The organism is Listeria sp. SHR_NRA_18, from assembly GCF_003856515.1.
Classification (GTDB): domain Bacteria; phylum Bacillota; class Bacilli; order Lactobacillales; family Listeriaceae; genus Listeria_A; species Listeria_A newyorkensis.
On sequence record NZ_QPKR01000014.1, the window covers coordinates 1 to 20,971 of the forward strand.

Annotated in this window: 17 protein-coding genes; 8 read left to right on the plus strand and 9 right to left on the minus strand. The window is 43.8% G+C overall.

Annotated features, from left to right (window positions below):
• On the plus strand, positions 1-94 hold a 94-nt coding region (locus tag DUK53_RS15580; protein ID WP_141087949.1), incomplete at its 5' end, for an IS3 family transposase.
• A gap of 67 nt (positions 95-161) precedes the next feature.
• Here the strand turns inward: DUK53_RS15580 and DUK53_RS15585 are convergent.
• From DUK53_RS15585 to DUK53_RS15600, 4 genes are all read right to left on the minus strand, one after another.
• Positions 162-578 (minus strand): organic hydroperoxide resistance protein, encoded by a 417-nt coding sequence (locus DUK53_RS15585; RefSeq protein WP_036130535.1) that lies wholly within the window; start codon positions 576-578, stop codon positions 162-164.
• On the minus strand, positions 562-1,026 hold the full coding sequence (locus tag DUK53_RS15590) for a MarR family winged helix-turn-helix transcriptional regulator (protein ID WP_036092416.1): 465 nt from the start codon (positions 1,024-1,026) through the stop codon (positions 562-564). Before DUK53_RS15590 ends, DUK53_RS15585 begins: the two co-directional genes overlap by 17 nt.
• 117 nt (positions 1,027-1,143) lie before the next feature.
• Positions 1,144-2,382 carry a beta-ketoacyl-ACP synthase II gene (gene fabF / locus DUK53_RS15595; protein ID WP_036130532.1) on the minus strand — a complete coding sequence of 413 codons (1,239 nt, stop codon included), beginning with the start codon at positions 2,380-2,382 and terminating at the stop codon, positions 1,144-1,146.
• A 219-nt stretch (positions 2,383-2,601) separates the two neighbouring features.
• On the minus strand, positions 2,602-3,540 hold the full coding sequence (locus DUK53_RS15600) for a beta-ketoacyl-ACP synthase III (protein WP_036092411.1): 939 nt from the start codon (positions 3,538-3,540) through the stop codon (positions 2,602-2,604).
• An 877-nt stretch (positions 3,541-4,417) separates the two neighbouring features.
• Between DUK53_RS15600 and DUK53_RS15605 the strand changes: the two genes are divergently transcribed.
• Positions 4,418-4,606 carry a YjzD family protein gene (locus tag DUK53_RS15605; RefSeq protein ID WP_036066947.1) on the plus strand — a complete coding sequence of 63 codons (189 nt, stop codon included), beginning with the start codon at positions 4,418-4,420 and terminating at the stop codon, positions 4,604-4,606.
• Between the two features lie 217 nt (positions 4,607-4,823).
• On the opposite strand, the gene gpmA is transcribed toward DUK53_RS15605, so the two are convergent.
• A complete protein-coding gene (gene gpmA / locus DUK53_RS15610) occupies positions 4,824-5,513 on the minus strand; it encodes a 2,3-diphosphoglycerate-dependent phosphoglycerate mutase (RefSeq protein WP_036130543.1) in 690 nt (229 codons plus the stop codon).
• A 101-nt stretch (positions 5,514-5,614) separates the two neighbouring features.
• Positions 5,615-8,209 carry an ATP-dependent chaperone ClpB gene (gene clpB, locus DUK53_RS15615; protein ID WP_036130530.1) on the minus strand — a complete coding sequence of 865 codons (2,595 nt, stop codon included), beginning with the start codon at positions 8,207-8,209 and terminating at the stop codon, positions 5,615-5,617.
• Between the two features lie 223 nt (positions 8,210-8,432).
• On the opposite strand from clpB, the gene DUK53_RS15620 reads away from it, so the two are divergent.
• Positions 8,433-10,772, plus strand: a complete 2,340-nt coding sequence (locus DUK53_RS15620; protein WP_036092405.1) for a helix-turn-helix domain-containing protein — start codon at positions 8,433-8,435, stop codon at positions 10,770-10,772.
• A gap of 46 nt (positions 10,773-10,818) precedes the next feature.
• Here the strand turns inward: DUK53_RS15620 and DUK53_RS15625 are convergent, their stop codons facing one another.
• The gene (locus tag DUK53_RS15625; RefSeq protein ID WP_036130527.1) at positions 10,819-12,021 is read right to left on the minus strand and encodes an MFS transporter; all 1,203 of its coding nucleotides are present in this window, start codon (positions 12,019-12,021) and stop codon (positions 10,819-10,821) included.
• Positions 12,022-12,266: 245 nt separating this feature from the next.
• Between DUK53_RS15625 and DUK53_RS15630 the strand changes: the two genes are divergently transcribed.
• The 4 genes from DUK53_RS15630 to DUK53_RS15645 all read left to right on the plus strand — a co-directional run bounded on the left by DUK53_RS15630 (position 12,267) and on the right by DUK53_RS15645 (position 18,459).
• A complete protein-coding gene (locus DUK53_RS15630; protein ID WP_036092399.1) occupies positions 12,267-13,445 on the plus strand; it encodes a M20 family metallopeptidase in 1,179 nt (392 codons plus the stop codon).
• A gap of 15 nt (positions 13,446-13,460) precedes the next feature.
• Positions 13,461-14,648: an amidohydrolase gene (locus DUK53_RS15635; protein ID WP_036092396.1), complete on the plus strand. Its 1,188-nt coding sequence runs from the start codon at positions 13,461-13,463 to the stop codon at positions 14,646-14,648.
• A 345-nt stretch (positions 14,649-14,993) separates the two neighbouring features.
• A complete protein-coding gene (locus DUK53_RS15640) occupies positions 14,994-16,580 on the plus strand; it encodes an immunoglobulin-like domain-containing protein (RefSeq protein WP_124893030.1) in 1,587 nt (528 codons plus the stop codon).
• A gap of 217 nt (positions 16,581-16,797) precedes the next feature.
• Positions 16,798-18,459, plus strand: coding sequence for an immunoglobulin-like domain-containing protein (locus DUK53_RS15645; protein WP_036130521.1), 1,662 nt, complete (start codon positions 16,798-16,800; stop codon positions 18,457-18,459).
• Between the two features lie 66 nt (positions 18,460-18,525).
• Here the strand turns inward: DUK53_RS15645 and DUK53_RS15650 are convergent, their stop codons facing one another.
• Together DUK53_RS15650 and cas6 are read right to left on the minus strand one after the other, a co-directional pair.
• A complete protein-coding gene (locus DUK53_RS15650) occupies positions 18,526-19,194 on the minus strand; it encodes a Bax inhibitor-1 family protein (RefSeq protein WP_036092393.1) in 669 nt (222 codons plus the stop codon).
• 157 nt (positions 19,195-19,351) lie between these two features.
• Positions 19,352-20,074: a CRISPR-associated endoribonuclease Cas6 gene (gene cas6, locus DUK53_RS15655; RefSeq protein ID WP_036092391.1), complete on the minus strand. Its 723-nt coding sequence runs from the start codon at positions 20,072-20,074 to the stop codon at positions 19,352-19,354.
• Positions 20,075-20,228: 154 nt separating this feature from the next.
• Between cas6 and treR the strand changes: the two genes are divergently transcribed.
• Positions 20,229-20,948 carry a trehalose operon repressor gene (gene treR, locus DUK53_RS15660; protein ID WP_036130516.1) on the plus strand — a complete coding sequence of 240 codons (720 nt, stop codon included), beginning with the start codon at positions 20,229-20,231 and terminating at the stop codon, positions 20,946-20,948.
• Positions 20,949-20,971 lie beyond the last annotated feature (23 nt).

Below are 20,971 nucleotides of genomic sequence, written 5' to 3' on the forward strand. Positions count from 1 at the left end.
GTATATTGACTACTACAATCATCGGCGTATCAAATTAAAATTGGCTGGCTTGAGTCCGGTAGAATACCGTCTTCAGGCCAGCCAAGAAGTCTAATTAAATTTGGTCCAACTTTTGGGGTTCAGTACATTTTTAGAAAAGGTATGGCAGGATTTTTGTGTATTTAGATAATGTTTAATTCTACTTCGATATTACCGCGTGTTGCTTTCGAGTACGGGCATACTTGGTGAGCTGTTTCTACTAGTTTTTGCGCAGTTTCTGCATCAACGCCTTCGATGTGGACAGCTAGGACAACACCAATTTTGAAGCCGTTATCTTCGGGATCGCTGTATAACGATACGGTTCCTTCTACTGTGCTCGCTGCTTCGATTTTTTGTTTGGACATTACTAATTCTAGCGCGCTATTGAAACATGCGGAGTAGCCAGCTGCAAATAATTGTTCTGGATTTGAGCCTGAACCGCCCTCGCCGCCTAGTTCTTTTGGTGATGCGATGTCTTGGAAGAAAATGTTGTCTGGAGAATGTACTTCTCCTTTACGTCCACCGGTATTGATTACTGTTGTTTCATATAATTTTTTCATGTTTCGTTCCTCCATTATTTTCTTGAATTTTGGTCGTCAGTTCTTTTATTCCCTTTAGCATCTGTTTGTAATCTTGCTCGGTAAATGCGAGCTTGGAGATGCAGTCGGCTACACTTTCTAAAACGGCTGGCTTCATATCCACTGCTTTTTTGGTGAGCTCGATGTATACTTTTCGTTCGTCTTCTGTACTGCGTGATCGTTTGACTAGTTCCATGCCTTCCATTCGCTTCAACATCGGCGTTAAGGTTCCGCTGTCGAGTGAGAGGTTGCTTCCTAGCTCTTTCACCAGCTGCTTCGGTTCTTCCCAAAGCGCCAAAAGGACTAAATATTGCGGATAAGTAAGTTGAAAAGGTTCCAATGCTTGTCGGTAAAATTTCGTGAATTCACGTGAGGCGGTATAAATAGAAAAGCAAAGTTGTTCGTCTAGGATTCGTTTTTGACTGGCCATCGTTCTTCCTCCTAATTAATTTGTGCACAATTTAATTGTAAGCTATTTTTATAAGAAATGCTAATTTATTGCTCAAAAAAAGAGAGACACCTCCAAATTGGGCGCCTCTCTTGCGTTTTATTGATACTTTTTAAATACTAGTGTTGCGTTGTGTCCACCGAAACCAAAGGAATTGGACATCGCCACATCGACGTTCATTTCGCGAGCTACGTTTGGAACGTAATCTAAATCGCAAACTGGGTCTGGATTGTTTAAATGAATCGTTGGTGGAACGACACTGTCGCGGATTGCTAGCACGCTGAAAATGGCTTCAATACCGCCAGACGCGCCTAGTGTGTGTCCTGTCATTGATTTTGTGGAGCTGATTGCGAGTTTTTTAGCATTATCGCCGAACACAGTTTTGATTGCTTGTGTTTCGTAATCGTCATTATACGGCGTGCTTGTTCCGTGGGCATTGATGTAGTCCACGCTATCCACGCCGATTTCTGCGTCATTTAACGCCATTTGCATCGAACGAGCGGCACCTTCTCCACCTGGAGCTGGCGCTGTGATATGGTACGCATCGCCTGTCGCGCCGTAACCCACCACTTCCGCATAAATTTTTGCACCGCGGGCTTTGGCATGTTCTAATTCTTCTAAAATGAAGATACCAGCGCCTTCTCCGATGATAAAACCGTCGCGATCCACGTCGAATGGACGGCATGCTGTTTCTGGATCAGGATTAAGTGACAAGGCTTTGTTGGCAACGAAACCAGCCACAGACATTTTTGTGATCGGCGCCTCGGCACCACCTGTAATCATCACATCAGCATCCCCACGTTGAATAACTTTAAAAGCGTCACCGATCGAGTTTGTTGCCGTCGCGCAAGCCGTAACCGTTGCTGAGTTAATGCCTTTTGCGCCGTGACGAATCGATACTTGACCACTCGCCATATCCGGAATCATCATTGGCACGAAAAATGGGCTAACACGGCGATGTCCGCGATTTAAAAAGGTTTCATATTGCGTCTCAAATGTTTCCATACCGCCGATCCCCGAGCCAATCCAAACACCAACACGTGTTGCATTGGAGTCGTCAATCACTAGACCAGCGTCCGCAACCGCCATATCCGAACTTGCAATCGCATAATGCGTAAAGCGGTCCATTTTGCGCGCATCTTTCTTATCGATATACTTCTCAATATCAAAATCTTTCAGTTCCGCAGCGATTTTAACCGGGAAATCATCTTTATTAAGTCGTGTAAGTTCTCCAACACCGTTCACACCTTTTTTGGCATTTTCCCAGGCTGTATCGGCGTCATTACCTATCGGCGTAACAGCACCAACACCCGTTACTACCACACGTTTCTTCTCCATTTTTTCATCTCCTCATCTACAATTATCACACAAAAAATAACTTCCGCTAATCTAGCAGTAGTTGGTCATACAAAAAATGCTATTCCTCATAACAAAATATAAAAAGACACCTTCATTATATCATAAATGAAATCCGATTTCTCAAAAAGACGTATTTCCTTCCTAATTTGAAAAATAGTCTGGGATTGAATCGTGCGTTATCCCAGACATTGTTTTGCGTTATTTACCCCATTTAAGGATTAGCGCGCCCCAAGTTAAGCCGCCGCCGAATCCGACTAATAATAAGTTGTCATCGTCTTTAACACGACCTTCTTCTACCGCGTCAACTAAAGCTAGCACAATGGAAGATGCGGATGTGTTACCGTATTTGTGGACGGTTTTCATCAGTTTTTCTTCTGGTAAATCTAAGCGTTCGCGCGATGCTTCCATGATACGAATGTTCGCTTGATGCGGGATAAGCAAGTCTAATTCTTCTTTTTCCATACCCGCTTTTTCAAGAACGCGTAGGGATGCTTCACCCATTTGGCGTACAGCGAATCGGAAAACTTCGCGGCCGTTCATGTACAGTTTGCGTTTTTCGTTGAGGTTGAGGTATTTTCCACCTGATCCGTCTGAACCGAGGTCAAAGGATAATAAGCCACGTCCATCAGATACTGGTCCCATAACGATTGCGCCTGCTCCATCACCGAAAAGAACCGCGGTACTGCGATCGTCCCAATCCGTAATTTTGGATAGTTTATCTGCGCCGACAACGACGATATTTTTGTACGCGCCTGTTTGGATGAACTGAGCGGCTGTCACGGTTCCGAATGTAAAACCAGCACATGCGGCTTCAAGATCCATTGCTGCGGCTTTGTTGGCGCCTAGACGGTCTTGAATAATATTTCCCACAGACGGGAAATTGGATTCTTGCGTTACTGTTGCGACGATAATTAAATCGATGTCTGCCGGTGTTAATCCTGCGTTCTCGATCGCTGCTTTGGCTGCTTCATAAGCCATATCGTGCACATATTCATCATCACGAGCGATGCGGCGTTCCTCGATTCCTGTTCTCGAGCGAATCCACTCGTCGGATGTATCCATCATTTTTTCTAAATCTGCGTTTGTAAGGACGCGTTCTGGTACATATTTACCTACACCTAAAATACCTGCATTCATTTCGTATTCCTCCAAGAAAAATTAGTTGTGAAGCGCCTTAACTCGCTTCGGGATATGACATATAAAAAAAGGATAATTGCTGGTTTTTGCGAATGAGTTGGTGGCAATTTTTGGGTTTTCCGGCCTCGCGTATTTTGTTTGGTGAATTGGCGAGGCTTTTGGTTTTGTAGCCGGTTCCCAATCCAGCCTTACACGCCATCCCCTCGGAAATAGTGACAAAATTAGTCTAGAGTATACCCAAGATAAATCGGCGACAAGCGTTCGCATTCAGGGAGTTTGGCGGACTTCCGGTTCTCACATACACCAGTATGCTCCGCTTCCGGCTTCCACCAAACTCCCTGAATACAAACGCTTTCGCTCGATTTGCGTAAAGCATAATTTTTTGTCCTACCCGAAGAAATGAGTATGGCGATTTTGCTTTACCTTGGAGTCAATCCCAATTTCATGCTTGTCACTATTTCTGTCGGGGATAGACGGGCATGTTCGGCTTTTTTTATTACCTGGTCCTAATTTTAACAGAGATTCATATTTTTAACAATAGAAATCTTCTAGTTTACTTTATCGTTTACCTATAAATCTTAAAACAACCTATGATTGTCAACTTTAGATATTACATCGAATATTTTCCTCAAGGGTTCTATTTTCATAGTCAACTACCTTTCAATTTATCACGATAATTGTATTTTATCATGGTGGTTAATAAAACACGATTATCATGATAATTTCACAAGACCTTTTCCATTTTATTTATAAGCCCGAGATTATTCTTATACTTGAAAGCTAATCTTATCCTAGCTTGCCATAAACAAATACTTGTTCAATCGCTCCTTTTTATGCTAGAATGAATCGAGGAATCCTTGAACGGAGGTGTTGTGTCATGCGTTATATCATTACATTTTTCTGGGTGTTTATTTTAGCTCAAATGTCTGAGTATGTTGCGGCTTCGGTTATTGCAACGACTTACGATTTCACAATGGGGACAATTATGGCGGTCGCTATCTCTATCGCGATTTTCCTAATTCCTGTATTGATGCCAAAAGAAAGCGAAACCTACGATATTAAATAAAAAAGTGGTGTTGAGCCTAACCCGAGTAAAATCGGCGGCAAGCGCTCGCATTCAGGCAGTCTGGCGGACTTCCGGTTCTCACTACACTAGTATGCTCCGCTTCCGGCTTCCACCACACTGCCTGAATACAAACGCTTTCGCTCGATTTGTTGTAAAGCAAAAAAAACGTCCTACCCAAAAATTGGGTTGGGCGTTTTTTGTCTGATTTTGCATCCAGTCATTCACCTAAGTAATATTTATTCGTCGGTTTCAAGTCATCATCCAATTCGTACACTAATGGCACGCCAGTCGGAATCTCAAGTTCCATAATATCGTCGTCGCTAATGCCTTCGAGGAACTTCACCAATGCGCGCAAACTATTACCATGTGCGGCAATAACCACGCGTTTACCACTCTTGATTTCAGGCGCAATCGTGTCCATCCAATATGGAATCACGCGCTCTAATGTTACTTTCAAATTCTCACCGGTTGGAATCGCACTCGTATCTAACAACTGATAACGGCGATCATTTTTTGCTTGACGTTCGTCATTTTCTTCCAAAAGTGGTGGCAATGTATCATAGCTGCGGCGCCATAGTTGGACTTGATCTGCGCCATATTTATCAGCGGTTTCTTGTTTATTCAAGCCTTGGAGCGCGCCGTAGTGACGTTCGTTTAAGCGCCATGATTTGTAGACGGGAATCCATAATTGCTCGGAGCCTTCTAGCACATAATCCAACGTCTTAATCGCGCGGGTTAGGACGGACGTGAAGGCAACGTCAAATTGGAGGCCTGCTTCTTTGATCAGTTCTCCCGCTTTTTTCGCCTCTTCTACGCCTTGTTCTGACAAATCAACATCATGCCAGCCTGTAAAAAGGTTCAGTTTGTTCCATTCACTTTGTCCATGACGAATCAATACTAATTTCATTTCTTTCATCCTCTCCACGTTTCGTTTCATATTCCTTGTTCCCTACTTCACCAATTATAAAACGCCTGACCCAGAATGCAAGTCTGAGCCAAGCGCTTTTTTTATTCCCCTAAAATTTCAAAATCAAATCGGCCGTCTTGTAGTGTAATCGCGACTTCGGAATGTGGCATGATTTTTCCAGCGACGATTTCGCGGGCAAGCGGGGTTTCGATTTGACGCGTAATATAACGTTTTAAAGGACGCGCGCCGTAAATTGGATCGTATGCCTCTTCAGCGATAAAGCGTTTCGCATCGTCGGTCATCGTAATCTTGATTTCTTGACCCGCGAGGCGGACTTGCAATTCGGCGACAACTTTCTCCACGATGCCTTTAATATTGTCCAGTGTCAGCGGTTTGAACAGAATAATATCGTCTACACGGTTCAAAAATTCAGGCTTAAACGAGGCTTGCAAAACTTCGAGGACATCTTCTTCCAGTTTTTCAGAAATTTCACCATCCACCGTTCGTTCCAGCAACATCGTAGAACCGATATTCGACGTCATAATGATCACCGTGTTTTTAAAGTCAATCAGGCGTCCTTGGGAATCGGTAATCCGGCCATCATCCAGCACTTGAAGCAAGATATTGAACACGTCGGGATGCGCTTTTTCAATTTCGTCTAGCAAAATAATCGAGTACGGGTTGCGGCGAACGGCTTCGGTTAACTGACCGCCTTCTTCATAACCGACATAACCAGGCGGCGCACCGACAAGCCTTGATACCGCGTGTTTCTCCATGTATTCCGACATGTCAATCCGAATCATATGATCTTCCGAATCGAAAAGATTGAAGGCCAGCGCTTTGGCAAGTTCGGTTTTTCCGACACCAGTTGGGCCTAGGAAAATAAACGAACCGATTGGGCGTCGCGGATCTTTAATCCCAGCGCGCGCACGAATCACTGCGTCACTTACAAGCCCGACCGCGTTTTCCTGACCGATGACTTTTTCTTGGAGCGAATCTGCCAATTTCAGCAACTTCTCCCGCTCTCCTTCGACCAATTTCGCCACTGGAATCCCGGTCCATCTGCCAACAATATCCGCGATTTCATTCTCTGTAACTTCTTCTTGCAAAAGTCGATCCTCATTTGCCGTCTTCTCGCGGTTCTCCTCTTCCAATCGCACCAATTCCTTCTCAACCTCAGGAATGCGACCGTGACGGAGTTCAGCGGCTTTATTCAAATCATAATTGTTCTCCGCTTCCTCTAATTCATGACGCAAATGATCGATCTGTTCGCGAACTTCACGGATTTGGCTAATTTCATTCTTCTCAGATTCCCATTTGGATTTCATCTTGTGGGCTTCTTCTTTGTAATCTGCGAGTTCTTTTTGCAACATTTCCAAACGGCGCTCACTCGCTGGGTCCTTCTCTTCTTTTAGCGCTGCTTCTTCGATTTCCAGCTGCATCACTTTGCGCGTTACTTCGTCAAGTTCACTTGGCATCGAGTCAATTTCCACGCGAATCGTAGCGCAGGCCTCATCGACCAAATCAATCGCCTTATCTGGTAAAAAACGATCCGTGATGTAGCGATTCGACAAGCTCGCCGCCGCAACAAGCGCGTTATCGTGAATATTAACCCCATGATGAATTTCAAAACGTTCTTTCAAACCGCGCAAAATCGATACGGTATCCTCGACGGTTGGCTCTGGAACAAGAACCTTTTGGAATCGGCGTTCTAAGGCTGGGTCTTTTTCAATGTATTGGCGGTATTCGTCCAATGTTGTGGCGCCGATACAATGAAGTTCACCGCGGGCAAGCATTGGTTTCAGCATATTTCCGGCATCCATCGCGCCATCCGTTTTTCCAGCGCCGACAATCGTGTGGATTTCATCGATAAATAGCAAAATTTCGCCGTCGCTGTCTTTCACTTCTTGTAAAACGGCTTTCAAACGCTCTTCAAATTCACCGCGATATTTAGCGCCGGCAATCAAGGAGCCGATATCAAGCGAGATAATCGTTTTATCTTTCAGTCCTTCTGGCACATCTTTGCGTACAATCCGTTGCGCCAAACCTTCCACAATCGCAGTTTTACCAACGCCTGGTTCCCCGATTAAGACTGGGTTATTTTTCGTTTTTCGCGATAAAATTCGGATGACGTTGCGAATTTCGGCGTCACGACCAATGACTGGATCGATTTTTCCCGTGCGAACTTCGGCGACTAAGTCACGACCGTATTTTAATAACGCTTCATATTGTTCTTCTGCATTTTGTGTTGTCACTCGTTTTCCTCCTCTGATTTGTAAAATTGCTTCGTTTAGTTGTTTTTTCGGAATCCCTATCGCTTCTGTGATTGGGCTTTTTTTCTGATCCATCACGGCTAGCAACAAGTGCTCCGTGGATACGTAATCGTCTTCTAATTTTTGACGTTCTTTCTCGGCATCTGCAATCAGCTCGTAAAGCGAAGAACTCACCGCTTGGCCGTACTGCACATTGCTTCCCGTCACGCTCGGTAATTTCTCTATTTCGTTTTGTATTGTTTTTAGTAACTGTTTCGCGTCTACTTCCGCGACTTCATACACCCGCTTCGCAAAATCGCTATGCTCTAAAAGTGCCGCGAATACATGTAGCGTGTCGATTTGTTGTTGTTTGCCTTCGATGGCTAATTGTTGAGCTGACGCGATCGTCTCCTGGACTTGTTGTGTAAATTTCTGCATTTCCATAAGTTTGACGCACCTCGTTTCAAATGATTATAGTTTCCATTATAAGTGGTCATCCGTGAAAAATCCTCCGCTCTAAGAACGAGTTTTTTCTAATCTGACCTTTACTGACCATATAGTTATTATAGTCTTTTTTATCCTTTTTGTCCAAGGAAAACGGTCGAAAAACGGATACTTTTTATTTCCAATTTTTTCGGTATAATAGAGTTATCAGGAGGCGATTTTTGTGGGGAGAAAAGATGATTACTCGATTCAGCTTGAAAACGTAACGTATTTGGCGCCGGAGGATTATGCTGGCACAACGATTCTCTTTGTGATTCAGGGCGAGCTGGTGGTTTCGCTTTCGGAGCATGATCTTTCGCTTGGTGAGGATGATTTGGTTGTTCTGAATCATAATGAAGCCTACACTGCGCGCGGTGCCAAAGATACGATTGTGATTCGCTTACATATTACGAGTCCTTTTTTCACGTCGTATTATGCGGATTATTTTCAGCTGGCTTTCGATTGTGTGTCGAGTCGGATTGATCCTGGCCGGGAAAAAATGATGACGTTATTGCGGAAGTATTTGGCGGAAATGATGATTGCGCAGTCGCATAAAGCGGAAAGTAGTAAATTGGAGATGCAGAGCGCGCTTTTTCAGATTATGTTGCTTCTGACACGATTTTTCAAGAAAGAGTTGCCGGCGCAGGATGGTGTTAGCGTTCATGATACGCGGATTACACGCATTACGCAGCAATTGGAACAGCAGTTTGATGAGCCGATTACGTTGCAGGATATCGCGGAGCAGGAATTTCTGTCTACCTCTTATTTATCGCGTTATTTCAAAAAAGTGACGGGGCTTGGCTTCCTGCAGTATTTGACGCAGATTCGGTTGAAGCATAGTTTGGAGGATTTGCGCACGAGTTCGGCTAATATTTCGCAAATCGCACAGAAAAACGGTTTTTCCTCGCCGAAGAATTTCACGACGTCTTTTAAGGCTCACTATGGAAAAACGCCTGCTACGTATCGGCAGGAAGCGTTGGCTGGTGGGGTCGCCGTTGCTGAGAAGTCGGAAGTGTTGACGACGCAAACGAAGCGTGTGGCGCAATCGCCGAGTATTTTGGCGCGACTGGTATCGTACCGCCAAGCTGCGGAGCAAGTGCATTTTGTGGATGAGGCGCCGTTTGAGAAAAAGACGATTTCGATTGCTTCTAGTAAGCCGACTGCGATTCCGGACGCGATGCATATTTTGACGATTGGTGAGTTGCGTGAGGTGTTGAAGGAGAATGTACAGACGCAGCTTGTGATGGCGAAGGATGAGCTTTCTGTGCGGTATGTCGGGATTCGGCATTTGATTCAGGGCTCGACGCTTCTGCCGGATAAGGAGACGGATGAAAAACTCCCGACTTCTTCTCCGTATGCGAACGCGGATTTGGCGATTGGGTATTTGAAAAAGCTGGATTTGGGATTGTTTATTCGGATGGAGTATCAGGAAATTGCGGTGGATGAGGAGGCTTTTTTTGAAAAATTGGAGCATTTTCTTCGTCACATGATGCACGTTTTTGGACGGCAATTTGTGAGTCGATGGTATTTTATGTATTTCGAGAAGCATTTGACAGTGATTCCTAAGAAGGAGTTGCAGCGTGTGTATGTGAGGTTGCGCGCGGTTTTGAAGCGTTTTGACGTGCGGATTCAGGTCGGGAGTTATTTGCCATTTTCGGAGCGACGGGAGGCGCCACTTTCGAACCATGAATGGATGGCGGAGACGGCGAATCAGATTGATTTTATCGCGTTTAATGCGAACCAAAATGAGGCGGTTGATTTTAGTAAGAGTGCGCACGAGGAATTCATGGTGACGCGGGATTATGTGTTGTCGAAAACGCGGAAATTGAAGCAGTATTTGCGGTCGCATCACTTGGATAAGCCGCTCATTCTCATTAATTGGAATACGTTGACGGGAAACACGCGTTATACGAATGGGACTTTTTTTCGGGGGGCATTGATTTTTCAGACGGTGCTTGCTGTGAGTTCGGAAGTAGCTGGGCTTGGTTTTTGGATTAATACGGAGCTGCATGAGGATGAGTGGAAGGAACGGAATATTCGATTGGATGGCCTGGAATTGTTCCATTTTTTCAACGGGAAACGCCCTGCTTTTTATGCGCTAAAATTTAAGGAACGGCTGTGTGGGGAGCTTGTGGCTTGTGGGAATGATTTTGTTTTGACGGAGTTTGAGGATGGGTATCAGTTGGTTTTGCTGAACTGTACGCATTTTAATCCGCTTTATTCGGTGGAGGATTCGCTTTTGCAGGATTATCGGAAGGAGTCGCATATTCGTTTGAAGGGGCTTTTGCCGGGGCATTATCAATTGCGGATGTTTCAGTTTGATCGGGATAATGGTGCGCTTTATTCGATGTATTGGGAGCTGAATAGTCGGCATGGATTAGATCAGGAAGTGCTAGATTATGCGGCACAGGCCTCGGTTCCAAAGCTTTCGGTGAGCGATGAAGTGATGACGGATGATTGGTCGTTTTATGCTTATTTGGATGTGAATGCGATTCATTTTTATGAGTTTCGGAGGACGATTTAAGAGTAGAAATGTGCCGGCGAAGTAGGAAAGCTCGCCGGCACATTTTTTATGCTTTTTGGATGGTTTTCATGTTGGGTATAAATACGACGAATAAGCATGTGACGAGCGCGGCTACTGCGATGGCTACGAAAACGGCTTGGTAGTTGCCGAATGCGCCTACGAGTTGGGCCACGATCATTGGTGCAAAAACGCCGCCGAGTGTTGCGCCTGTGTTGACAACGCCGGTCGCTGTGCCGACAATGGATTCATGCAACCGCTTGAGTGGTAAGGTGAACATGGTTGAGAAAATCATGACGGAGCACATGTAGCATAGGAAAAGCCAGAATGTGAGCACCGCGATGCTTTCGGATTGGTACACGAGGAGCGCGGAACCTGCCGTGATGAGCGCCAAGACAAAGATGACGCGTTTTTCGCGATGTTGGAAAAAGCGCCCGACGATGTAGGCTGTTCCGAAACTTCCGAGTAAACTGCCCAGTCCTGCGATGGCGACGATGATGGAGATCATGCCGAGTGAGACGCCGCGCTCGTCTGCTAAATAGGTCGGTGTCCAGTTGGCGATGGTGTATAGGACGATATTGATGCTACACATCGCGATAAATAGCAGGACAACGACGGGATTCGTGACTACTTTCCAAAATGGCATCGCAGGTTTGACTTTTGGCTGGTTGCTTTGTTTTTTCTCCTTATGCGTATTTGGCAGTTTCCAGATGACGAGGATTAAGGCTAATACGAATAGAAACGCGATGCAAAAGACGGCGCCGCGCCAGCCGAATGCTCCGATAACAATCGGGATAAGTAGCGGTCCAACGATGGATGCAATGCCTGATGTGGAGATTAAGATGGATTGGGCCCACGTTCTTTTTTCCATTGGATACGTGTCGGTGACGGTTCTGGCTGAGGATGTTGGATAGCCTGCGTGGCCGATTCCCGCGAAGAAACGGGCTGCTATAAGGGCTATGAGCGTTGATGCTGAGCCAAAGACGATGGACGCCACGGTAATGATAGACAGCGAAATAATGAGCACGAATTTGGAGCCTAATTTGTCATTTAAATAGCCGAACGGGATTTGCATAATGGAGTAACCGATAAAAAAAGCTGAAAATATGTAACTCTTCTCGTCGATGCTAAGATGCAATTGTTCTGCGAGCGGGACTGCGATGACACCAATTACCAGTTTATCGATGTAAATCGCGATGTACCCTAGAAATAAAATCGGCAATATACCTTTTCGTTGTTGCGTTTTCTCCATGTTTCTCTCCTCCGAATGTAGCGCTTTCTTTTTATTATAGCACCATAATTTATCGTAACAAGGAATTATCTAAACATTTGAAAAATAGTAAAGAAAAGACGCCCCTTTTTGTCCATCGCTACTTTTACGATTTTCGAGAGGACAAAAATTAGCCGTTTTGATAGCAAAAATTCTCTTATATATTCACCGTGTTGTGTCTATAATGGACGGTGAGGGAACTTTTTAATAGAGATGGAGGAGATACGATGAAGCAACAATTATTGAAGAAGTTAACGGAAAAACAGGATCGAATGGTTGAGATACGGCGGTTTTTGCATGCGCATCCCGAACTTTCTTTCCAAGAGGAGAATACGGCGGCTTATATCGCGGATTTTTATAAAGGAAAAGACTGCGATGTGCGGACAAACGTTGGTGGGCATGGCGTTGTCGTGACGATCGATAGTGGCAAACCTGGTCGGACGCTCGCGATTCGCGCGGATTTTGATGCGCTGCCGATTCAAGAAGAAACTGGGCTTCCCTTCGCCTCCGAAAACCCTGGCGTGATGCATGCTTGCGGGCACGATGGGCATACGGCATACATGCTGATTTTGGCGGAAACCTTGATTGAAATGAAAGATCAGCTCCACGGCAAAATTGTGGTGTTGCATCAGCCGGCCGAGGAAACGCCTCCTGGTGGCGCGATCGCGATGATTCGAGACGGTTGTTTGGACGGTGTCGATGAAGTGCTTGGTATCCATGTCATGTCAACGATGCCAACTGGTGAAATCGCGTATCGGGAAGGTCCAATTCAGACTGGGCGAGCCTCATTCAAAGTCAAAATCACAGGTCGCGGCGGGCACGGTTCTTCGCCACATATGGCCAATGACGCGATTGTGGCGGCGAGTGAGTTCGTTGTCGCACTGCAAACGATTATTAGTCGCCGGCTCAATCCTTTTGACGTCGGTTCCATCACGATTGGTTCTTTTGATGGAAAAGGCAGTTTTAACGTGATTAAGGATGCGGTGACGCTGGAAGGCGATGTGCGTGCAATGACCGAGGCGACTCGAATATTGATTGAAAAAGAAATCCGCCGTATTTTAGACGGGCTAGCCGTGATGTTTGGCATTACGTATGATTTAGACTATAAAAATGATTATCCGGTACTTGTAAACGATGTGGCACTGACCGAATTCGTGGCGAAATCTTTGCAAGAAACAGCGATTGCAGAAGTAACCGAGATTACCCGATGCGAGCCACAGCCGCCTTCTGAGGATTTTGCGTATTACGCGCAGGAACGCCCAAGCTGTTTCTTTTACGTAGGTGCAATGCCTGCGAACGGCGTTTTTTATCCCCATCACCATCCTAAATTCGATATAAACGAAGCGTCACTACTCATTGCAGCTAAGGCGATGGGCGCGATTGTGGCGGACTATACAACCAAATAACAAGGAGTGAATACGATGCGTGCAAAATTAATGCAAATGATTGATCAACGAAGTGAGGAAATGATTGCAATCCGGCGCCACCTTCACGCCCATCCAGAGTTATCGTTTCAGGAACAAGCGACAGCCGACTACGTAGCCAAATTTTATGAGGGAAAAGATGTGGTGGTTGAACGCGAAGTTGGCAATGGGCACGGTATCATCGTCACGATCACAGGCGACAAACCAGGAAAAACATTGGGATTGCGTGCGGACTTCGATGCGCTTCCGATTCAAGAAGAAACCGGCCTCCCCTTTGCTTCAGAGAATCCAGGCGTCATGCATGCGTGTGGCCATGACGGGCATACCGCTTACCTACTAATCCTTGCCGACTGCTTGATTCAACTAAAAGACGAACTTCCCGGCACAATCAAAATTATTCACCAACATGCAGAAGAAACACCACCCGGAGGCGCGAAAAGCATTGTAGAATCTGGACTTTTAGATGATGTCGATACTATTTACGGCATTCATGTTTTCCCTTTTTTCAATGCTGGAGAAATCGGGTATCGGAGCGGTTTTTCAATGGCTGGTCGGAGCTATTTCAAACTCGGCATCCAAGGCACTGGCGGGCATGGCTCCTCGCCACATATGGCCAACGACGCGATTGTAGCCGCATCCTATTTTGTCACTGCGATTCAAACCATCGTCAGCCGTCGCCTCAATCCTTTTGATACCGGCGTTGTGACAATTGGTTCCTTCGATGGAAAAGGCAGTTTTAACGTGATTAAGGACTATGTCGAGCTGGAGGGCGACGTTCGCTACATGACGAGTGAGACGCGCGAGCTGATTGACAAAGAAATTCGGCGTATCGTGGCCGGTTTAGAAGCCATGTACGGCATCACCGCCACGCTTACTTACACCCATGATTATCCCCCACTTTACAACGATCCCGAAGCAACAAGCGACGCTGTAACCTACTTACAAAAAGGGCTGGGCGACTATCTCATCGCCGTATCCGAAGCCGAAATGCTCTCCGGTTCAGAAGATTTCGCCTACTACCTCGAAAAAATTCCTGGCGCGTTCCTCTATGTCGGAGCAAAACCAAAAGGCGTCGAAAACCCGTATTTCAATCACCATCCAAAATTCGATATCGATGAAGATTCGTTGCCAGTAGCGGCAAAATCGGTTGCTGAGATTGTATTGGGATATTACGATTTGAATTAAGTTCACAATTACTTGTACTTGAGCTACAATACCAATAGGCCTATGAAAAACTTTTCCATGCATTTTTGGAGAAGTTTTTTTACTTATGAATTTTGTTATTTTTTTATCGACACATTTCCCACGCATTTGTATGATAGCTAAAGAATGCATAGGATATTATGAATCTTTCGTGTCAAGTCATTATATTAACTATTATTATTCCTCTCACCATGCTAAGATACGTTGGTAATCGATTTAAAAATAACTAGAAAGGGAATTGTTAGAAAAATAGCATAGAACACCCTTGTCTTACTAACATATTTTCCACAGCAGCAAAAACAAAAAATGAAAGAGGTATATAACAAAATGAAGACTCCAATGAAGAAAATAGTCAGCTTTTTGACTGTAACATCCATATTAGGAATGGGTATTGTAACACCATTTAACGTCCTCTCTGAAACACCTGTACAAGCGGCATCCGCCAGCTCTAAAATGGCGAGCGATGCCGTAGTAGCACTTTTCGCAAACAATAACCCAAGCACCAATGTCCTTAAAGTGACGACCGATCAACAAGCCATTGATTCCGCACAACAATTAGTGAACCTTGCCGTAGGTATAACCGAGGACGTAAGAGCAAACATGCAGGTAGCTATAGATCAAGCAAAAGATCTACTGAAAATAAGAAATACACCAGCAGATTATAGTCTTTTTGCAGATGATGCAGATATAACATCCGTAGCTATTACAGGAATAATGGGTAAAGGAATTACAAGTGTACGCCTACTTATAGACGGTGTTGCGAAGGCGACTGGAACACTGCATCCGGATGGAACCTACAGCATTTCCACAAACGATTTCATCACACAAGGCTCAAAGGTAGAAGTAGCGGGATATAATGGTACAAGTGAAGTATCACGCAAAACAGTAAGAGTCAGCAACAATGAAAAACCTCTCGTTCCTGGAACCAATGACACTTTAGCAAAGAAAATGGCATCCGACGCAATATTGAACCTGTTCCAAAATAATAATCCCAGCACAAATACACTTAAACCGACGACTGCTCAAAAAACAATTGATTTTGCCCAAAATTTGATTAACGTAGTCATTGATCCAGTTGTAAAAGCAAATATGCAAAAGGAACTAGATAACGCACAAGTTTTACTGAATGCTGCGAATATTAGCTTAACCGTCACTCCATTTAAACTAGGTAGCGACAACTATGTCACTGGTCAATTTTCTGGTGATGTGGCCAAAATCAGCCTTACTGTCAATAACAAAGAGGGCGTTAAGGTTGGCGTTACACCATCAGTCCTTAAATATTACGCAAAAAATGTTATTCTAAAAGATACAGATGACGTGCTGTTGACCGCTTATGATACAAAAGGTACTGTACTAGGCACGAAAAAGGTCACTGTTGAAAAACAAGTGGTTACAACTGGATCTATTGATTCTATTACCCCATTTAAGATTGGCACAGATAACTATGTTACCGGAAAATATTCTGGCGATGTGGCGAAAATCAGCCTTACTGTCAACGGTGTGGAAGGCACTAAAGTCGGTGTCACTCCACCAGACCTTAAATACTATGCAAAAGGTGTTATTCTGAAAGATACAGATATCGTGAAGTTAACAGCATACGATGTCACTGGTAAAGTGCTTGACACAGAAACTGTCACCATCGCAAAACAAGTTGTCACAAGTGGATTTATCACTTCCATCGCTCCATTTAAAATTGGGACAGATAACTATATTACTGGACAATACACTGGGGATGTCGCAAAAATCAGTCTAACTGTCAATGGTGTAGAAGGTGTTAAAGTTCCCGTTACACCACCAGCCATTAAATACTACGCAAAAACGGTCATTCTTAATACAACGGATAAAGCTGTATTAACGGCATACGACATCACCGGCAAAGTACTCGATACGAAAATAGTTAGCGCAACAAAATAAGAAAATTTCATAAAAAAGAAGTTTTTTCCTTAACGTGGTAAAAAACTTCTTTTTTGACTATTGAACATTTAGAGTTCACATGACAATAAATCACCTCAATATATAGATTGTTTCTAGCATTAGAAACAATCTGAATTATAAAATAAGAAATATTAGAGCTACACATATTTTCGTAGTAAGTAAAAAAATCAAACAAATGAAAGAGGTTATAAGCAAAATGAAGAAGCACATGAAAAAAATAGCCAGCGTATTGACTGTCGCGTCTATACTAGGAACAAGTGTTATAACACCATTTAATGCACTTTCTGAAATACCAGTAAAAGCGGCCGTATCAGCCACGGCACCAATTTATACAGCACCAACGGAATTCCCAGCATATAAAGAGTTTTCAAAAACTAACGTCTCTGTGTATTTACCATTAATCGAGTTTTATGGTGTATATTTAGAAATTGACATGACTAAATTAAGTAACGGATACGGCTTGCAGGTGAAGCTTCCAGATGGAACTACTAAAACGCAATATTCTACTACAGCTGCAGGTGTATCTGAAAAAATGTATATAGATGTGCTTAGCCAAGAATACACTAAAAATACACGTATCAGTATAAATGTAATCTCCCCAGCCGCGAAAATAGTAGAACAAAATGATGTAGCTTTAACCGGAGCCGATTTTATAGGGGACGCTGAAAAAGGGCTTCAAGATTTCGGTCAAAAAGTCTATAACTTGTATCAGAATCAAATGTTTGTCACACTTGCGACTGGAATCACAGCAGCGGACGTGGATGCAGCAGAAAACGCCGCGCTAACTGTCGAGGAGTCCTCAGAAAAATTCCGTTTGATGAACCTTTTAAATGAGGCACACCAACAATTTGATACTCTTACTTATATAAAAATAAAACAACAAAATGAGGTAGCTCGTAAAGCTGTTAATGAATTATTCACTAATAATACACCGACAAGTGGCACTATTAAGTCCACTTTAACACAAAGTGCGTTTGATGCAGCCAAAACTTTGGTAAATCAGTTAATAGACTCTACACAAAAAACAGCGATGTTAGCAGATCTACAACAAGCGCAAAATCTACTGAAGGCGTCCAGCGTCAGCTTAACCGTAGCCCCATTCCAACTTGGTAAAGACAACTATGTCACTGGACAATTTTCTGGCGATGTGGCCAAAATCAGCCTTACTGTCAATGGTGGCACAGAAGGCGTTAAAGTCGGTGTTACACCATCAGTCCTTAAATATTACGCAAAAAACGTCATTCTGAAAGATACAGATGACGTGCTATTAACCGCTTATGACACAAAAGGTACTGTACTAGGCACGAAAAAGGTCACTGTTGAAAAACAAGTGGTTACAACTGGATCTATTGATTCTATTACCCCATTTAAGATTGGCACAGATAACTATGTTACCGGAAAATATTCTGGCGATGTGGCGAAAATCAGCCTTACTGTCAACGGTGTGGAAGGCACTAAAGTCGGTGTCACTCCACCAGACCTTAAATACTATGCAAAAGGTGTTATTCTGAAAGATACAGATATCGTGAAGTTAACAGCATACGATGTCACTGGTAAAGTGCTTGACACAGAAACTGTCACCATCGCAAAACAAGTTGTCACAAGTGGATTTATCACTTCCATCGCTCCATTTAAAATTGGGACAGATAACTATATTACTGGACAATACACTGGGGATGTCGCAAAAATCAGTCTAACTGTCAATGGTGTAGAAGGTGTTAAAGTTCCCGTTACACCATCAGCCATTAAATACTACGCAAAAACGGTCATTCTTAATACAACGGATAAAGCTGTATTAACGGCATACGACATCAATGGTAAAGTACTTGATACAGAGACAGTCAGCACAACAAAATAATAATAGCTTATTGAAAAAGAAGAATTTCTCCTCTGTGGGTGAAATTCTTCTTTTTTGACTATGAAATTAACTACGCCCCGTAAACAAACGCAACAAGAACAAGAATAAATTCAAGAAATCCAAGTACAGACTAAGCGCCAATACCGGCACATCTTGCATCGTCACATCGCGCTTCATAATCTGGTTGAAATCAAACAGGATATACAGCGAGAACAGCAACGTCCCTGCTCCTGCAAAAATCGTTGACATCAGCGAGCTCAGCGGGAAGAAGATCGAGATCAGCGAAATAACAACGACAATCAGCAACGCCGCGAACAATCCTTTTGCCATGAATGATAAGTCTGTTTTCATTTTCGCTCCAACAAATCCGAGTACAGTGAACGTAACGGTTGCCGTCGCGAACGCCATCAAGACTGCGTTTCCGGCCCCTGCATCTAAATAATATTGTAACGTTGGCGCCAAGACTAGCCCGGTCACAAACGCGAAGGCGAGTAATAACCCGTATCCAATTTTAGATGCGCTCTTGCTTTTACGTACGAAAATCATCGCGATCAGTAAGGCGAACTCCAACACGACAAGCGGGATATAAAACGCCCACGGTATTCCTCGTCCGATTACAGTTCCAAGCGTTGCCATTACTAAAGATATGACGAACCAGTTCAGTACTTTTTGCATAATTTCTGCTTTCGTTGCGCCTGTTACCGCATGCTCGGCGCTTCGATATGTTTCATTCATTATATTCTCTCCCATCCTTTGATTCTTCCGCTAGTATACCATGTTGCATCCAATTTTAAAAATAAATTCTGTGCCAAACAGCACTACTCCCAAATCGTTGAAACAGCGCTTCTTCTTTATTATAAATGGTTTTCATTTTGATTAGATTAAAGATGTTCTAAATCACTTCGATCATGCCAAAACCCATACCGCGCATCGAGCCGATACCGCCTTGGACAAAGTGGTTCAATAAGTATGGCTGTCCGACAAGTTCAAATTTACCGAGCGAACAGGCCACGTGAAGATTATAACAAATAACGACAGTTTTCTTAATCGCGACTTTGCGAAACTCTAACGCGTCGATGTCTGATTTGACATATTCCCCGAATTTATCACGTAGCTGAAAATATAAATTCCGCTTTAAAATGGCTTCGAAATCTTCTTCTTCCCACCAATAAAACCAGTCTTTCTTCGTTTCCTTGTTATGATCACGACATACGATGGGTGACAACGTTTTGAACGCCATGCGCTCTGAGACGATTTGTTCTTCCTGTACAATCTGGATATTTTTCACTTTGATTTGGTTCATCTGCGAAAATGGAAGCAATTTATCTTTCACATTCACTAATGCATTATAATAATTAATACCAAGTTCGGCGTCGGCCGTCGCGAAATTAATCACGATTTTTTTCTGTTCTAACTCAATGATTTCCCCATTAAACTTTGGTTTTGGAAGGTATACAGAGAACGTGAAGTTTTTTTGTTTATTCCCGCTGTACATTTCTTTGTATTTTGCCTCGTTTGATTTTGAGAGCCCTGCCTTCATCACGCTGACGACTTTACGCCGGTAGTCTGCGGGAATCTTATTGGAACTAAGCTCGCAACTTATTTTTAGTCTCATCCCAATCCTCCTCTTGATTGTTTCCACCCGATACTAATATATCACTATTTGCCATATACATCCAATGAAAACCTTCTCTTTCTTTCTCAAACTTTCTTTAGTACAATAAAAGCAGATGCTGTTTAAACAAATCAGCGAAATCGGAGGGAAAGACATGGGTAAAGCAGTGTATCATGATATATATTTAGAATTGAAAAAAGAAATTGACGAGGATCACTACGCTTTCAAGGAAATGTTACCTACAGAACATGTTCTTGTTGAACGCTTTCATTGCAGTCGCAACACGGTTCGGCGTGCGATTTCAGAACTGGTCAAAGATGGCTACGTCCAAAGTGTGCGTGGTAAAGGCGTCATGGTTATTCATCAACATGAGTCGATTGAATTCATGTTTGGCGGCGTGGAAAGCATGAAGGAATCCCTGACTCGTAACCACAAAACTTTTCAGACCAAGGTCGTTCATTTTGAGGAATTGACGGTCGATGTGGCTTTGTCAGAGAAAACGATGCTGCCTATCGGGACCGAAGTTTACTATATCAAGCGCTTACGTTTGGTCGAAGAGGAAGCGCTCATTCTTGACGTGAATTATTTTGACCGGAAAGTCGTGCGTGATTTGACGCCTGAAAAAGCCGCGCAGTCCATCTATGAATACATTGAAGACGAGCTCCGCGTGAAAATCGTGACTTCCAAACGCTACATTGTCGTTGAAAAAGCACTCACCGATGACAAGCAATATCTCGATTTAGCCGACTACGATTGCTTGGCGGTCGTCAAAAACTATGCGTACGACGCCGATGGGACCATGTTCGAGTACACCGAATCACGCCATCGCCCTGACCGCTTCGTTTTCTTTGATTCTGCGCAACGATTAAAATAAACTACTCCACCGTAACTCCACCT

Coding starts and splice junctions, on each gene's coding strand:
- DUK53_RS15585 (WP_036130535.1), bottom strand. CDS start 578: ATGAAAAAATTATATGAAACAACAGTAATCAATACCGGTGGACGTAAA.
- DUK53_RS15590 (WP_036092416.1), bottom strand. CDS start 1,026: ATGGCCAGTCAAAAACGAATCCTAGACGAACAACTTTGCTTTTCTATT.
- fabF (WP_036130532.1), bottom strand. CDS start 2,382: ATGGAGAAGAAACGTGTGGTAGTAACGGGTGTTGGTGCTGTTACGCCG.
- DUK53_RS15600 (WP_036092411.1), bottom strand. CDS start 3,540: ATGAATGCAGGTATTTTAGGTGTAGGTAAATATGTACCAGAACGCGTC.
- DUK53_RS15605 (WP_036066947.1), top strand. CDS start 4,418: ATGCGTTATATCATTACATTTTTCTGGGTGTTTATTTTAGCTCAAATG.
- gpmA (WP_036130543.1), bottom strand. CDS start 5,513: ATGAAATTAGTATTGATTCGTCATGGACAAAGTGAATGGAACAAACTG.
- clpB (WP_036130530.1), bottom strand. CDS start 8,209: ATGGAAATGCAGAAATTTACACAACAAGTCCAGGAGACGATCGCGTCA.
- DUK53_RS15625 (WP_036130527.1), bottom strand. CDS start 12,021: ATGGAGAAAACGCAACAACGAAAAGGTATATTGCCGATTTTATTTCTA.
- DUK53_RS15630 (WP_036092399.1), top strand. CDS start 12,267: ATGAAGCAACAATTATTGAAGAAGTTAACGGAAAAACAGGATCGAATG.
- DUK53_RS15635 (WP_036092396.1), top strand. CDS start 13,461: ATGCGTGCAAAATTAATGCAAATGATTGATCAACGAAGTGAGGAAATG.
- DUK53_RS15640 (WP_124893030.1), top strand. CDS start 14,994: ATGAAGACTCCAATGAAGAAAATAGTCAGCTTTTTGACTGTAACATCC.
- DUK53_RS15645 (WP_036130521.1), top strand. CDS start 16,798: ATGAAGAAGCACATGAAAAAAATAGCCAGCGTATTGACTGTCGCGTCT.
- DUK53_RS15650 (WP_036092393.1), bottom strand. CDS start 19,194: ATGAATGAAACATATCGAAGCGCCGAGCATGCGGTAACAGGCGCAACG.
- cas6 (WP_036092391.1), bottom strand. CDS start 20,074: ATGAGACTAAAAATAAGTTGCGAGCTTAGTTCCAATAAGATTCCCGCA.
- treR (WP_036130516.1), top strand. CDS start 20,229: ATGGGTAAAGCAGTGTATCATGATATATATTTAGAATTGAAAAAAGAA.